The sequence below is a fragment of the Ruegeria sp. CDSB013 genome, from assembly GCF_059611165.1.
Map to the genome: position 1 here is coordinate 361,577 of NZ_JBXWPA010000003.1, position 15,522 is coordinate 377,098.

A 15,522-nucleotide genomic window follows, 5' to 3' on the forward strand; every position below is an offset into this window, starting at 1 on the left:
GGACACGATATGGGAGTTTCCCTCCGCAAAGCCCGCACCATCATCCGAAAGACCCTTGAGAAGGGGCACGAAATGGAGCTGAAACCCCTTTCCGTCGTCGTTCTTGATGCAGGCGGCCACGTGATTGCATTTGAACGCGAAGACGACGCGGCCCCCGGTCGGTTCGCAATTGCGCATGGCAAGGCCTATGGCGCAGTGATGCTGGGCATGGCTGGCACCGCGCAGATGCAGCGGGCCGAAGCGCAGGCCTATTTCATGGCAGCTGTGAATGGCGTCTATGGCGGGCAGGTCGTGCCAGTTCCGGGTGGTGTGTTGCTGCGCGACAAAAAGGGCGCGGTGATCGGTGCGGTCGGCGTGACCGGCGATACGTCCGACAATGATGCCGCAGCGGCATTGGCCGGGATCGAAACTGCCGGCCTGATTGGCGAGATCTGAACCTGATGACTGTCGGAGAGCCTTTCGGGCTCTCCGACCCAATGCGGTGTTCGTGCAAAGCCACAAAGACGGGCAATGTCCAAAGTACCAGACAAAGCGCGATCATTTTCCCAATGTGCACAGTTGAACAAGAGCTTGCGCTGACACGCAGGGCCTGTGCTATTGCGCGCTGTTCTTGCTGTCGATAGTTTTTGGAAAGCAAACAGAAAACGCAGGAACGCAGCATGTCTCGACCCGTCGTCGGTATCATCGGCAACTCGTATTTGATGAATGATCAATATCCGACCCATGCCGGTGGCACGATGAACTCAGACGCGGTTGCGAATGTGTCGGACTGTCTGCCGCTGCTGATCCCAGCCGATCCGCGCTATGTCTCGGTCGATGAGCTGCTTGAGGTCTGCGACGGGTTTCTGCTGACCGGCGGGCGCCCGAATGTCCACCCCGAGGAATACGGCGAGTCCGCGACCGAGGCCCATGGCGAATTTGACCGGGCGCGCGATGCGATCACATTGCCGCTGGTGCGCGCCTGTGTGGAGCGTGGGCAGCCCTTCTTTGGCATTTGCCGTGGGTTCCAAGAAGTCAACGTGGCGATGGGCGGGACACTGTACCCGGAAATCCGCGAGCTGCCGGGTCGGATGAACCACCGCATGCCGCCCGATGGGACCCTGGAAGAGAAATTTGCCCTGCGTCATGTCGTTGCGCTGAACGAGGGCGGTGTATTCCACCGCCTGATGGGCGCGACCGAAGTGATGACGAACACGTTGCACGGGCAGGGGATCAAATCGGTTGGGCGTCGGGTTGTGATTGATGGTCAAGCACCCGATGGAACGCCCGAGGCGATTTATATTCAGGACGCACCCGGGTTTACATTGTCAGTGCAATGGCACCCGGAATGGGACGCCGAAAATGATCCCGTGTCACGCCCTTTGTTCAAGGCATTCGGTGCTGCTGTACATGCATGGGCAACCGGTTCGGATAGGGCGTTAGTCCAACAATCCGCGTAAGTCCTGCGCCGATCCGAGAGAGAGGGTCCGGACCGGCGCAGCGCGATCAAACCAGCAGATTGAACTGATTGATCAAAGGCAGGGTGCGGGCGCGCTCACCCGTCAGGTCGAACAGGGCATTGCCGAGCGCGGGCATGGACGGGGGTGTCCCCGGTTCGCCAACGCCACCCATGTGGTGGTTCGTTTCCAGAATTTTCACTTCGGTCACCGGCGCATTGTGCATCCGCAGAGCGTCGTAGTCGGGGAAGTTGTACTGTTCGACCTCACCGTCCGCGAATGTGATCTCACCCATCACGGCCGCCGACAGGCCATAAATCATGCCGCCGAACATCTGTGCCTCGACTGTGCCGGGGTCCAAGGCCAGACCGACGTCACATGCGATCCAGGCTTTGGCGATGCGGATTGTGCCATCCTCATCGACGACCTCGATCACCTGGGCGACCGGCGTGCCAAAGCTATAGGTCATCGCCACACCGCGCCCGACACCGTCCGGGGTTTCTCCGGTCCAGCCGGACATCTCTTTCACAGCCTGTAGGCAGCCTGCCGATGGCGCGTGCTCGTCCCTAGCCAATTCCAATCGGAACTCCAGCGGGTCACGACCTGCGGCATGGGCCATCTCGTCCAAGAATGTCTCATGGAAGAATCCATTGTGGCTGTTCCCGACCGAACGCCAGAAGCCGACGGGAATATCCAGATCGGCGATGTGCCCGCTCATGCGATAGTTGGGCACCGCGTAGGGTTGGTTAAAAAACCCTTCGACCAGCACTTTGTCAGGGCCGCCAGCCGGCAAGCCAGTATAGCGCTGAACCGCTTGTTGCGTGCAGGATTGCGCTGCGACCTTGCCGTCAATCAGAACGGCTTGGCCGTCTTTGACTGCGCCCCGCATCCGAGCCATCGCGCCGGGGCGATAGTAGTCGTGGCGCATGTCTTCTTCGCGGCTCCAGGTGGTCTGAACAGGAACGCCGGGCATGGCCATCGCGACCTTTGTGGCGATCTCGCCAAAGTCCAGCTCACCCCGGCGGCCAAACCCTCCACCCAGATAGGTGGTGTGGATTTGAACGGCGTCTTTGTCCAGGTTGGCGGTATTGGCCGCGCGTATTTGGACAAGCGTCGGGGCCTGATTGCCGCACCACAGTTCCAGCGCCGAGCCTGTGAACAGCGCGGTGGCGTTCATCGGCTCCATTGTAGAATGGGCCAGATAGGGCACCGTATATTCGGCCGTGATTTCGGTGGCGCCGTCGGGCAGAGTGTCAACATCCCCGTCATCGCGCATGGTCGAATTGGGGGACGCGTCGAAGGATTTCGCGATTTCGGTGAAAATGGCGTCGGTTTCCGGCGGGTAGGGGGCGTCGCCCCAATCTACGTCAATCGCCTCGACCGCCTGAATGGCCAGCCATGTGTTGGTGGCAATCACAGCCATGCCATTGCCCAGATCAACCACCTTTTCCACGCCCGGCATCTGCTCGGCTGCGCTGGCATCAAAACCCTTCATCTCGCTGCCCAGCTTGGGATTGATCCGGACCGAGGCAAATTTCAGACCCTCGGGGCGCACATCGATCCCGAACTCAGCCGTTCCGGTGGATTTGCCGACCACATCCACACGCGGCAAGTTCTGCCCCAGCAAGCGCCAGTTGGACGGGTCGCGCAGTTCGACTTCGGGCGGTTCAATCTGACCGGCAGCCTCGGCAAGCTCAGTATACGGAATGCGCGTCCCATCCGGCGCGATTACAGCACCGTTTTCGGTCTTCAGTTGCGCACGATCCACGCCCAGACGGTCAGCGGCGGCCTGTTTCAGCGTTTCGCGCGCGGTCGCACCCGCTTCGCGCATACGCTCGAAGCCATCTTTCATCGAGGTCGAACCACCGGTCACCTGCAAGCTCAGCGTCCTGCCAAGAACGCCCAGAGCCTCCCCCAGATTGTGCTGGAAGTCCGAGATGTCATAACCCTTGTTCGGCAATCCCTCACCAACCAGGGCCGAGTTGTAATAGGCCGCTGCCGCGGGGCCGTGCAGAACGCGGATCTGGTCTAGTTCCACATCCAGTTCTTCGGCGATCAAGGCTGCCCAAGTGGTCCTGACGCCTTGCCCCATCTCGGCGCGAGGGGCGAACAGGGTGACGCCTTGCTGATCAATCAGAACAAAGGGGCTGAGCGCGGTTTCGCCCTTAGCAGGCTTCAACGGATTGGCGGCCGGGCGGCTGACGTAATAGGCGCCGAATGCCACGCCGCCGACAATCGCGGCCGAACCGATCAGGAACGAACGACGGAGGATTTTTCCAACAGATGCCATCGTTTATGCCTCTTTCAGCTTGGATGCCGCGTCGTGAATTGCAGCGCGGATGCGGGCGTAGGTGCCACAGCGGCACAAATTGCCCTGCATGGCATCGTCGATATCGGTATCCGAAGGCGCAGGGTTCTCGGCCAGCAGCGCTGCGGCCTGCATGATCTGGCCCGACTGGCAGTAGCCGCATTGCGCCACCTGATGATCGACCCAGGCCTGCTGAATCGCGGCCATCGCGTCCGGGGTGCCAATGCCTTCAATCGTGGTCACATCGCCCCAGACATCGGACAGGGCCACTTGGCACGAACGCACAGCCTCGCCGTCAATGTGCACGGTGCACGCCCCGCAAGCGGCCACGCCGCAGCCGAATTTGGTGCCCGTCAGTCCGACTTCATCACGTAGAACCCAAAGCAGGGGGACGTCATCGGGCAGGTCAACCTGATGTTGCGTTCCGTTGATCTTAAGGGCGGTCGCCATGGCGCACCTCTCGTAGCTGTGGCTGGTTTCTGACATAATTGGTGAAATGTGTCAGTGTGTCAATTGACAAAATGAACAGAAAATGTCACCAGTTCAAGGATGGCAGACGTAGCAGACGATACACGGCAACAGGCGATTTTGGACTCGGCGTTTCGGGCCTTCGCCACCTATGGATTCCGAAAAACCTCAATGGATGACATAGCGCGGGGCGCGAGGATGTCCCGGCCGGCCGTTTATCTGCATTTCAAAAACAAAGAGGCGATCGTCACCAGGCTGACCGAGCATTACTATGCCGAGAAGATCGCCGCCGTCGCTGCGGCGCTGACTGTGTCGGGTTCGGTTTCGGACGTGTTGAAGGATGCCGTTCAAGCGCAAACCGAGGGGATGGCAATGATCCTTGCATCGCCCCACGGGCTTGAAATGCTGGATGCGACCAAGTCCATGTCGTCAGATATCATTTCGCAAGGCGAGGCTGAATTGGCCCGACTGTATTCCGAGTGGTTGACACGCGAACATAAAGCCGGGCGCGTCAGATTACTGGCGGATGCCGACGAGACGGGCAAAACGATAACGGCTACTCTTAAGGGGCTGAAGGCAAGCGCCATAGGCGCAGAGGAATACGAAACCCGTGTTGCCCAGTTTGCCGCACTGATAGGAGCTGGGTTAGAGGTCAGGTAACATGCTGGCGCACCTTGTATTCTGGCGCGTCCCACAGCCGGTTCTGCATGATATCTGTCAGGATCTCGACCGCGTTTTCCACATCCTGTTCATCTATGTATAGCGGCGTAAAGCCAAACCGCATGATGTCAGGCGCCCGGAAGTCCCCGATCACGCCGCGCGCAATCAGGGCCTGCATAGCGGCATAGCCATCGGCAAATCGGAAAGACACCTGACTGCCGCGCTGGGCGGGATTGCGTGGGCTTGCCAGTTGCAGGTCGGGGCAGGTGGCTTCGACCCGTTTGATGAACAGCTCGGTCAGCTCAGTTGACTTGGCTCGGACGTCTCGTATGTCGGCCATATCCCAAATGTCCATCGCAGCCGACAAGGCAGTCATCTGAAGGATAGGAGGGGTTCCGACGCGCATTCTCTCGATGCCATTTCCGGCGCGGTAATCCAGATCAAAGGCAAAAGGCGCTTCGTGGCCCAACCACCCAGACAATGCAGGGCGCACCTGATCCGTCAGGCGCGGAGAGACATAGATAAATGCGGGCGCCCCGGGCCCGCCATTCAGGTATTTGTAGGTACAGCCAACTGCGAAATCTGCATTACATCCCGCCAGATCGACGGGAATTGCACCAACTGAATGGGCCAGATCCCAAACCGTAACTGTGCCGTTTGCATGGGCCAGTTCTGTCAGTGCCTTCATGTCATGCATCCGGCCCGAGCGATAATCTACCTCGGTCAGCATCAAAACGGCTACATCCTCGGTCACATTGTCAGCTACGTCTTCCGGTGCGACAACGCGCAATTCATATTCCGGCCCGAGCGAGCGCAGCAGGCCATCCACCATATATAGATCGGACGGGAAATTACCGCTGTCTGACAGAACGACCTTGCGACCAGGGCACAGTTCCAGCGCCGAGGCGACGGCCTGATAGACTTTGATCGACAGAGTGTCGCCGGTAACGACACTGCCGGGTTCAGCGCCAATCAGCCGCCCGACACGATCACCCAAGCCGGTCGGCAATGCCATCCACCCGGCCTTGTTCCAGCCGGTGATCAGCATCTGCCCCCATTCCTGAACCATCATGTCATTAACCCGATCTCCGGCCGCCCGGGGCAGCGGCCCAAGCGAGTTGCCGTCCAGATAAACGACGCCTTGGGGAAGGTTGAACATGGCTTTGGTCGCGGCAAAGTCGGTCATCGTTTTCTCATCATTGTGTGGGCAATAGTTGATGCAAAATGGCTATCTGATCCAAAAGCGGCTGTCCATCATCGAAGACCCTCTCTGCAACCATGTCCGGACGCGATCCGATTGCACGGCTGCGACCAACTGTGATTTTGCTTTTCCCAGCGAAAAGCGGTAGGTCATCGGACAAAAGCGACATTTTGTCCCGCCCGGATATGAAAGACTGCCTGACATGCAAAAAATCGACGTCCCTCCGGTGTGGTTGCTGGGCTTTGCGGTGCTGGCATGGCTGCAGGCGCGGCATATGCCGATGGGGCTGTCGCTCGACAATGGGTTTGTCGATTTGCTCAGCGGTGTTCTGATCGGGGGCGGCATCATCCTGATCGTCCTGGCTGCGGCCGAGTTTCGCCGCCACCGCACCACGATCATCCCGCATGAAACGCCGACATCGCTGGTGCAATCGGGGATATTTAAGCGTAGCCGAAACCCCATATACGTTGGCGATGTGCTGATCTTGTCCGGCCTGATACTAAAGTTTGATGCGGTTGCATCACTGGTTCTGATTCCGATTTTCGTGTGGCTTTTGGAACGTCGTTTCATCATGCCCGAAGAGGACCGTTTACGCAGAACTTTTCGCGCCGACTTTGCCCGATATGAACGCCAAACCCGCCGATGGATATGAAGTGATGTGGTAATGACACAACGTAAATATGCTGCGCTTGCGAAATAATGTTGCGCAGGATACACCTTTGCTTAACAAACAATACCGACCACCCGCTCGGTCAGAGTGAAAATTAGGGGGACTGCCAGTGAAGATAGGCACACCGAGAGAGATTTATGACGGTGAGAACCGTGTTGCGATGACGCCAGAGTCAGCGTTGCAGCTTCAGAAGTTGGGCTATGAATGTCTGATTGAGAAGGGTGCTGGTGCTGCGGCAGGGTTTTCGGATGCGTCGTATGAGGCAGCGGGGGTTGAGGTCGTCAAGACGGCTGCGTCGCTGTGGAAACAGGCCGACATTGTTGCCAAGGTGCGTCAGCCGAACGAGGCTGAGCTGAAGCGTCTGACCAAGGGTAAGACGTTGATTTCCTTCTTCAACCCTGCGGGGAATGAAGAGGGAATGGAAGCGGCCAAGGCCAAGGGCGCCAATGTCATCGCCATGGAAATGGTGCCGCGGATCAGCCGCGCGCAGAAGATGGACGCGCTGTCGTCGATGGCCAATATCGCCGGTTACCGCGCGGTGATCGAGGCGGGCAACAACTTTGGCCGCTTTTTCACCGGTCAGGTGACGGCGGCTGGTAAAGTCCCGCCTGCGAAGGTGCTTATTGTCGGGGCCGGTGTGGCTGGTCTGGCGGCCATCGGCACCTCGACCTCGCTGGGCGCGATCACTTACGCGTTCGACGTGCGCCCCGAAGTGGCCGAACAGGTCGAATCGATGGGGGCCGAGTTCGTCTATCTGGATTTCAGTGAGGATCAGCAGGACGGTGCCGCCACCGGCGGTTATGCCAGCGTTCAATCCGAGGAATTCCGCGAGGCGCAGCTGGCCAAGTTCCGCGAGCTGGCACCCGAGATAGACATCGTGATCACCACCGCGCTGATCCCGAACCGCGAAGCGCCCGAGCTTTGGACCAAGGATATGGTCGAGGCGATGAAGCCGGGCTCGGTCATTGTTGACCTTGCGGCGGAAAAGGGCGGCAACTGCAAGCTGACCGTGGCGGATGAGAAGATCGTGACCGACAATGGCGTGACCATCATCGGCTATACCGACTTCCCCAGCCGGATGGCGGCGCAGTCCTCGTCGCTCTATGCGACCAACATCCGTCACATGATGACTGACCTGACGCCTGAAAAGGACGGTCAGATCAACCACGACATGGAAGATGACGTGATCCGCGGTGCGACTGTGACCTTTGAAGGCGACATCACCTTCCCGCCGCCGCCGCCTAAAGTGCAGGCGATCGCGGCTCAGAAGAAACCGGAAGTCAAGGAACTGACCCCGGAAGAGAAAAAGGCGCAGGAGGTTGCGGCCTTCAAGGCGCAGACCAAGCAGCAGTTCACCCTGCTGGGTGTTGGTGGCGCGCTGATGCTGTTGGTGGGGCTGATCGCTCCGGCCAGCTTCATGCAGCACTTCATCGTCTTTGTGCTGGCCATTTTTGTGGGCTTCCAGGTGATCTGGGGCGTCGCCCACAGCCTGCACACACCGCTGATGGCGATCACCAACGCGATCTCGTCGATCATTATCGTTGGGGCTGTGATGCAGATCGGATCGGGGTCGTTCCTGGTCATTCTGCTGGCGGCGCTGTCCATCTTCATGGCCGGGATCAACATCTTCGGCGGCTTCCTCGTAACCCGGCGCATGCTCGCCATGTTCCAGAAATCTTAAGGAGGCCGGGCACATGGAATTTGGCTTCACTACTGCCGCCTACGTTGTTGCGGCTGTTCTGTTCATCCTTTCGCTCGGCGGCCTGTCGAACCAGGAAAGCGCCAAGCGCGCGGTCTGGTATGGCATCGTCGGTATGGCGCTGGCAGTCTTCGCCACGCTGGTTGGTCCCGGTTCGGGCCTGTGGCTGCTGTCGCTGCTGCTGATCGCGGGCGGTGGTCTGATCGGTCAATACGTTGCACAGCGCGTGCAGATGACCGAGATGCCGCAGCTGGTGGCCGCGATGCACTCGCTGGTCGGTCTGGCAGCTGTGTTCGTGGGCTTCAACGCGCATTTTGAGATCGGAAACGTTCATGTTGCGCTTAACGTCAAGGGAGAAGACATTGAAAGCTTGGGCAATTTTGCCAAGCTGATCGCCAAGAAAACCTCGGCCGAGCTGGCAATCCTGCATGTCGAACTGTTCCTGGGTATCTTCATCGGTGCGATCACCTTTACCGGGTCGGTCGTGGCCTATGGCAAGCTGGCGGGCAAGGTTACGTCTGCGGCAACCAAGCTGCCGGGCGGTCATGCGCTGAACGCGGCTGCGGCAGGTCTCTCGCTGATCTGTCTGATCTGGTACACCTCGACCGGCGGCTTCTTCCCGCTGTTCCTGATGACGCTGGCGGCGCTGTTCATCGGTTATCACCTGATCATGGGCATCGGCGGTGCCGACATGCCGGTGGTTGTGTCGATGCTGAACAGCTACTCGGGCTGGGCGGCTGCGGCGATCGGCTTCAGCCTTGGCAACGACCTGCTGATCGTGGTTGGTGCGCTGGTGGGCTCGTCGGGTGCGATCCTGTCTTACATCATGTGCAAGGCGATGAACCGTCATTTTGTCAGCGTGATCCTGGGCGGCTTTGGTGGCCCGCAGGGTGAGCAGATGGCGGTTGAGGGCGAGCAGATCGCCATCGAGGCCGACGGTGTGGCCGCAGCGCTGAACGATGCTGACAGCGTGGTGATCATCCCCGGCTACGGCATGGCGGTGGCGCAGGCACAGCAATCGGTCAGCGAACTGGTCCGCAAGTTGCGGGCGCAGGGCAAGAATGTGCGCTTTGCGATCCACCCGGTCGCGGGCCGTCTGCCTGGCCACATGAACGTGCTGCTGGCCGAGGCAAAGGTGCCATACGACATCGTGCTGGAAATGGACGAGATCAACGACGACTTCCCCGAAACGGATGTGGCCATCGTCATCGGCTCGAACGACATCGTGAACCCAGCGGCGCAGGAAGACCCCAACAGCCCCATCGCCGGCATGCCGGTTCTGGAATGCTGGAAGGCCAAGCAGGTCTTCGTGTCCAAACGCGGCCAGGGCACCGGGTACTCGGGCATCGAAAACCCGCTTTTCTTCAAAGAAAACACCCGCATGTTCTACGGCGACGCAAAGGCAAGCCTCGACAAACTACTGCCCATGATCGAATAAGCCGGGTCAGGAAAACTATCGTAAAGGCGCCCCAGTGGGCGCCTTTTCTGTTTTTGGTGTATCCTGAATTGAAAAGGAGGTGCCCGATGGAAAAAGTGAACGGCATAGGCGGCGTGTTCTTTCGCGCTCGTGATCCCGAGGCCTTGAGCGCGTGGTATGAAAAGCATCTGGGCGTAAATCACTATATCCCGGAGCCATGGAAACAGCGCGAGGGTTACACAGTCTTCGCCCCCTTTGCGCAGGACACCGCGTACTTCGGAAGATCCGAGCAGCAGTGGATGATCAATTTTCGTGTCGATGATCTGGCCACCATGATTGCGCAGTTTGAAGCCGCAGGGATCAAGGTTGAAACCAACGCAGAGTGGGACAGTGAGGTTGGCCAGTTCGCGCGCATCCATGACCCAGAGGGCAACCCGATCGAGCTGTGGCAGCCAAATCAATGAGATAGCGGGTTTGTATACCGTAGTATCCTTGTAAGTATATGAAATAAAAAGAGAATTGATGAATTTTATAGGTGTCGTATAGTGCCTCGGACGAAACGGAGCCCAAGATGACGCCGATAGATGACCATCCGCTGCGCTATGCGCTGGCCAATGAATTGCACGCCCGTCCGTTTCCGGTGGCGGCAATGCCCTGTACTGTGGTCTTTCTTGCGATCAAGAAATCTGTCGCCGCCGTCGCACGGGACCGCCGCGAGGATCTGGATCACCTCATCGACCTTCTCGACCGCCACGGTGCTCAGCATCCGCAGCCGGACGCCACGCACTATGCCGGGCAAATCGGCCGCCATTGGTTGAAGTGGGAACAACATACCGAGTTCGTGACCTATACGGCCATCGCCCAGAACGTCAGCGAGCGTGCATTCAACCCGGCAGATTTTGAGGTTTTCCCCCCCGACTGGTTGATGGCCAGCCCCGGACAGAGGGTCACGTCGGCCATGGTGCGTGTTGTCGAACGTGAAGGCGACGAGGTGATCAAATCCAAGCTGCTGGATTGGTTCGAACCAGAAAGCCTGGCTGTTGCTCGGGTGCTGGATGACGCAGCTGTTTGTGCAAGTGATTTTCGTATCGATCCGGCAGGGCACATGCGGTTTGCGCTGTTTGTCGCGAATGGAACCGGTCGGCGCAGGACGGGACGGATCGTCCAGCGTTTGTGTGAGATCGAGACCTACAAGGCAATGTCCATGCTGGGTTTTGCCCGGGTCAAACAGCTGATGCCTCGCATCGGAATGCTGGATGAAAAGCTGACGCGCCTGATGGGGCAGATGACCGACAATTCTGCCCAGCCCGACGAGTTGCTTCAGGACTTGCTGTCGACCTCGATTGAACTGGAAACTTTGGCGGCGCAGTGTTCGTTCCGGTTCGGAGCCACGGGTGCCTATGAGGCCATCGTAAATCAGCGGATTGAGGTCCTGCGCGAAGAGCGTTTTGAAGGCGGTCAGAACTTTGCGGACTTTATGATGCGCCGATACGACCCGGCGATCCGCACGGTGAAATCCACGGAACGTCGCCTGCAAGCCCTGTCTGATCGGGCCATCCGTGCAGGGGAATTGCTGCGAACCCGCGTAGATGTTGAGCGCAGCGCGCAGAACCAGGCCCTGTTGGAAAGCATGGATCGCCGCGCGGATCTGGCACTGCGTCTGCAGCACACGGTCGAGGGGCTTTCCGTGGTCGCGATCAGCTATTACGCCGTATCGCTGGTCAGCTATCTGCTCTACCCCCTGACAGGTGCCGGGATCAGTAAAGGGATGTTAAGCGCAGCGGTGACGATTCCGGTTGTCCTGGCGGTATGGTTTGCGGTTCGCAGGATTCGAAAGCGGTTGGGGTAGATCCGTATTTGCCTTTGGACCCGCGCGCTGTACAACAAACGCGTTTGACACCTGGGTCGGGGAATTCTCTGTGATTGGAATCGTGTCGGCGTGGCGGGCAGTGGCCGCCATGTTCATATTGAATGGCGCATTGTTCGGCATCTGGGCATCGCGAATTCCAGCGGTTCGGGACAAACTGGACCTGACGCATGAGACGCTGGGATATGGCCTTTTGTTCATGGCGGCGGGCGCTGTGTGTTCTTTTCCAATCACCGGCCGGCTAACCGACAGGTTCGGAGCGGTGGTCTTGACGCGGTACATTGCCGTTTTTTACACGGTTTCTTTGATCCTTCTGGCCCTCGCGGGTGGCTTCTGGTCGCTTGCGGCTTTTTTGTTTGTATTTGGGGCTTTCCATGGCTCGATGGATGTAGCGATGAACGCCTGGGCGGCGGAGGTTGAGCAGGCGTACAAGAAACCCGTGATGTCATCCTTCCACGCGATGTGGAGCCTTGGGGCAGGGTTGGGCGCCCTCAGCGGATTTGCAGCAGTGCAGATGGGGCTGACAGTGATCCAACACTTTTTGCTGGCGGGCGGGATCGTCGTTGGGCTGGCATTGGCATTGTCATGGGTACGCTGGACATCGCGCCGCGCGGCTGTGTCCGGAGGCAAGGTTTTTGCATTACCTTCAGGCGCATTGATCCTTGTGGGCTTCACCGCTTTGTGCGGAGCTTTGGGGGAAGGTGCTGTGGCGGATTGGAGTGCGATTTTCCTACGGGACGTGACCGACGCCGCCGAAAGCATTGCGGCCCTGGGTTATGCGGTATTCTCGGTAGCCATGGTTGCTTTCCGCTTGGCAGGCGGGTTTGTCATTGCGCGGTTTGGACCGGTGGCAACAGCGCGATTTGGCGGGGCTTGCGCCGCTTTGGGTGTGTTCTGTGTTGTGTCCGCTGCCGAGGCAGGGTTGGCATTGGTAGGTTTTGCGATGATGGGGATCGGGTACGCGGTGATCATGCCGTTGGCGTTCAGCCGGGCGGCAAGTGATCCCAACGTACCGCCGGGGCAGGCGATCGCCAGCGTCGCCACGCTGGGGTACGGAGGCCTGTTGATTGGCCCACCGCTTATTGGGTTTCTCGCAGAGATGCTTACATTGCGCATAGCATTCACGGCGCTGTTGCCGCTGGCCGTATTCATTGTCCTGTTGGCGGGTTCGTTGCGACCCGCCGAAACAGATTGAAGTCATGGCGGAGCCATAGCGGAGCAGCAGGCCGGAAAACCAACAGTTAGGAGACCAACATGCCGATCAAAAACCGGTTCGCCGAGTTGCAGGGTGAAATCACCGAGTGGCGACGCGATATTCATGAAAACCCGGAAATCCTGTTCGACACCCACCGCACCAGTGCCTTGGTCGCCGACAGGTTGCGGGACTTTGGCTGTGATGAAGTGGTGACAGGTATCGGCCGTACCGGAGTTGTCGGCGTGATCAAGGGCAAGACGGACACAAGCGGCAAGGTGATCGGGCTGCGTGCAGACATGGATGCGCTGCCGATCCACGAGGCGACCGGGCTGGACTATGCCTCAAAAACCGATGGCGCGATGCATGCCTGTGGGCATGACGGGCATACGGCCATGCTGTTGGGGGCCGCGAAATACCTGTCCGAGACGCGCAATTTTGACGGCACCGTGGTTGTGATCTTCCAGCCCGCTGAAGAAGGCGGTGGCGGCGGGCGCGAGATGTGCGAAGACGGCATGATGGACCGCTGGGGCATTCAGGAGGTCTATGGCATGCACAATTGGCCCGGCCGCCCGGTGGGCAGTTTCGCCATTCGGCCTGGGGCCTTTTTTGCGGCAACAGATCAGTTCGATATCACTTTCGAAGGTAAAGGCGGGCACGCTGCCAAGCCGCATGAAACGGTCGACACCACGGTAATGGCTGCGCAGGCCGTTTTGGCGCTGCAGACCATTGCATCGCGCAATGCCGATCCGATTGATCGTCTTGTGGTTTCGGTCACGTCGTTTGAGACATCGTCAAACGCGTTCAATGTGATCCCCCAATCGGTGAAGATCAAAGGGACCGTGCGCACGATGAGCAAGGAAATGCGCGACTTGGCTGAAAAGCGCGTTCAGGAAATCTGCGCAGGTATCGCCACCACTTTTGGTGGTCAGGCCGAGGTGACCTATTATCGAGGCTATCCGGTGATGGTGAACAGCGACGAGCAGACCGATTTTGCCGCGGATGTCGCGCGCTCGGTGTCTGGAAACTGTGACGAAGCGCCCTTGATCATGGGCGGTGAGGATTTTGCCTTTATGCTGGAAGAACGGCCCGGAGCGTACATCCTGGTTGGCAACGGCGACACAGCTGCTGTGCATCATCCTGAATACAATTTTAACGACGAAGCTATTCCGGCTGGATGCAGTTGGTGGGCCGGGATCGTGGAACAACGGATGCCCGCGGCCTGATAAAGAGGTGGTGAGCGCGAGGGACCAGCCCCTCGCGCTCACCGGGTTATTTTTGGCTTGAAGGTGGACCCTTACTGCGTCAGGCGAGGTTGAGTGTCTCGCACAAGGTGTTGATCACATCGTCCAACGCGGATTTCTGGAGATTTACGCAGGATTTCGCACCAGCCTGCGCTTTGTCCAGCGCGGTGTCGTCTGACAACAAATTTGCAACGGCATCCGCGAGTTGCGGGGCGGAGTTGACCTCGGCCGCGCCACCGCTTTCGATTAGTGGCGCGAAGGTTTCAGAAAAATTGAAGTACCCCGGACCAGTGATCACAGCGGCACCGGCCTGTGCGGGCTCAAACGGGTTGTGACCGCCGATTTCCTTGAGCGAGCCGCCCAGGAACACGATAGGGCACAATGCGTACCATGTGCCGGTTTCGCCCAGTGTGTCAGCGACGTAAACTTGAGCCTGCGGCGCTATCTTGTCGCCCTTGGTGCGGAAAGCAGCGGACTGTCCGGCGGACTCCAGCAGACTTGCAACCTCTGACCGTCGTTCGGGATGCCGGGGGATCAGCAGGAGCAGCAGATCGGGCCAGCGTTGCAACAGCTTGGCATGCGCGGCCAGAACCGTTTCCTCCTCACCTACATGGGTCGAACTGGCGATCCAGACCGGGCGGTCGGCGATCTGAGCGCGGATATCGTCCAGCGTCGTCTGATCGACCGGCAGCGGGTCCGACATCGCCTTGAGGTTGGTGCCGGGCTGTACCCGATCGGAGCGTGCGCCCATGTCGATAAGATTTGCTGCCGTCTTGTCATTCTGGGTTAGGAACAGTGTAAAATGGTCCAGAATAAATCGCGCGGTTTGGGGTCGCTTCTTCCACCCATCGACCGAGCGATCCGAAAGGCGCGCGTTGAGCAGCGCCAGCGGAACCTCGCGCCGGGATGCTTCGACAATTAGGCGCGGCCAGATTTCACTTTCGACGAAGACACCGGCGTCCGGGTGCCAGTGATCCAAAAACCGCTTCACCGGTCCGGCTGTGTCCAGTGGTGGGTATTGGTGGCGCGCGCGCGGTGGCATTCGTTTTTCGATCAGCGCGGCCGAAGTTGGGGTTCCGGAGGTAATCAGAAACTCAGCCTTGGGCAGGCGTTCGCCCAGTCGCTTGATGAGACTGATGACCGACAGAGTTTCGCCAACGCTGGCGGCGTGGAACCAGATCAGCTGCCCATCCGGGCGGGTTTGCGTGGCGTGGCCAAGGCGTTCCTGCTGGCGCGTTTCCGGAACGCCCGCCGCCCGCAGCTTTTTGCGAACCGTGCGCCATGCCAGCGGGGCCGCAACGGAAGTCAGGCCGCAATACAGCTTGTACAGCAGCGTTGGCTGGTCGGGGTTGTTTGGCAC

Annotated in this window: 14 protein-coding genes; 10 read left to right on the top strand and 4 right to left on the bottom strand. The window is 59.1% G+C overall.

Annotation, left to right across the window (positions count from 1 at the left end):
• The first annotated feature begins 9 nt into the window (after positions 1-9).
• Positions 10-435: a GlcG/HbpS family heme-binding protein gene (locus AC2FJF_RS07940; protein WP_282119153.1), complete on the top strand. Its 426-nt coding sequence runs from the start codon at positions 10-12 to the stop codon at positions 433-435.
• Between the two features lie 224 nt (positions 436-659).
• Positions 660-1,439, top strand: coding sequence for a gamma-glutamyl-gamma-aminobutyrate hydrolase family protein (locus AC2FJF_RS07945; protein WP_496720489.1), 780 nt, complete (start codon positions 660-662; stop codon positions 1,437-1,439).
• A 46-nt stretch (positions 1,440-1,485) separates the two neighbouring features.
• On the opposite strand, the gene AC2FJF_RS07950 is transcribed toward AC2FJF_RS07945, so the two are convergent.
• Complete coding sequence (locus AC2FJF_RS07950; protein WP_496724431.1) at positions 1,486-3,726, bottom strand: xanthine dehydrogenase family protein molybdopterin-binding subunit; 2,241 nt, start codon at positions 3,724-3,726, stop codon at positions 1,486-1,488.
• Positions 3,727-3,729: 3 nt separating this feature from the next.
• Positions 3,730-4,194 carry a (2Fe-2S)-binding protein gene (locus AC2FJF_RS07955; RefSeq protein ID WP_496724432.1) on the bottom strand — a complete coding sequence of 155 codons (465 nt, stop codon included), beginning with the start codon at positions 4,192-4,194 and terminating at the stop codon, positions 3,730-3,732.
• Positions 4,195-4,293: 99 nt separating this feature from the next.
• On the opposite strand from AC2FJF_RS07955, the gene AC2FJF_RS07960 reads away from it, so the two are divergent.
• A complete protein-coding gene (locus AC2FJF_RS07960; protein ID WP_496724433.1) occupies positions 4,294-4,872 on the top strand; it encodes a TetR/AcrR family transcriptional regulator in 579 nt (192 codons plus the stop codon).
• Here the strand turns inward: AC2FJF_RS07960 and kynU are convergent.
• A complete protein-coding gene (gene kynU / locus AC2FJF_RS07965) occupies positions 4,865-6,058 on the bottom strand; it encodes a kynureninase (protein ID WP_496724435.1) in 1,194 nt (397 codons plus the stop codon). The genes AC2FJF_RS07960 and kynU overlap by 8 nt on opposite strands.
• A 217-nt stretch (positions 6,059-6,275) precedes the next feature.
• Here kynU and AC2FJF_RS07970 point away from each other — a divergent pair, with 217 nt between their 5' ends.
• From AC2FJF_RS07970 to AC2FJF_RS08000, 7 genes are all read left to right on the top strand, one after another.
• Positions 6,276-6,725 carry a methyltransferase family protein gene (locus AC2FJF_RS07970; protein WP_496724437.1) on the top strand — a complete coding sequence of 150 codons (450 nt, stop codon included), beginning with the start codon at positions 6,276-6,278 and terminating at the stop codon, positions 6,723-6,725.
• A gap of 127 nt (positions 6,726-6,852) precedes the next feature.
• Positions 6,853-8,424, top strand: coding sequence for a Re/Si-specific NAD(P)(+) transhydrogenase subunit alpha (locus AC2FJF_RS07975; RefSeq protein ID WP_496724438.1), 1,572 nt, complete (start codon positions 6,853-6,855; stop codon positions 8,422-8,424).
• Positions 8,425-8,437: 13 nt separating this feature from the next.
• Complete coding sequence (locus AC2FJF_RS07980; RefSeq protein ID WP_496724440.1) at positions 8,438-9,880, top strand: NAD(P)(+) transhydrogenase (Re/Si-specific) subunit beta; 1,443 nt, start codon at positions 8,438-8,440, stop codon at positions 9,878-9,880.
• Positions 9,881-9,966: 86 nt separating this feature from the next.
• Positions 9,967-10,323, top strand: coding sequence for a VOC family protein (locus AC2FJF_RS07985; RefSeq protein ID WP_496724442.1), 357 nt, complete (start codon positions 9,967-9,969; stop codon positions 10,321-10,323).
• A gap of 107 nt (positions 10,324-10,430) precedes the next feature.
• Positions 10,431-11,708 (top strand): DUF3422 family protein, encoded by a 1,278-nt coding sequence (locus AC2FJF_RS07990; RefSeq protein WP_496724443.1) that lies wholly within the window; start codon positions 10,431-10,433, stop codon positions 11,706-11,708.
• A 70-nt stretch (positions 11,709-11,778) separates the two neighbouring features.
• Entirely contained in the window at positions 11,779-12,921 is a 1,143-nt protein-coding gene (locus tag AC2FJF_RS07995; protein WP_496724445.1) for an MFS transporter, read from the top strand.
• A 59-nt stretch (positions 12,922-12,980) separates the two neighbouring features.
• On the top strand, positions 12,981-14,144 hold the full coding sequence (locus AC2FJF_RS08000) for a M20 aminoacylase family protein (protein ID WP_496724447.1): 1,164 nt from the start codon (positions 12,981-12,983) through the stop codon (positions 14,142-14,144).
• A 79-nt stretch (positions 14,145-14,223) separates the two neighbouring features.
• Here AC2FJF_RS08000 and AC2FJF_RS08005 read toward each other — a convergent pair whose 3' ends face one another.
• On the bottom strand, positions 14,224-15,522 hold the full coding sequence (locus AC2FJF_RS08005; protein ID WP_496724449.1) for a 3-deoxy-D-manno-octulosonic acid transferase: 1,299 nt from the start codon (positions 15,520-15,522) through the stop codon (positions 14,224-14,226).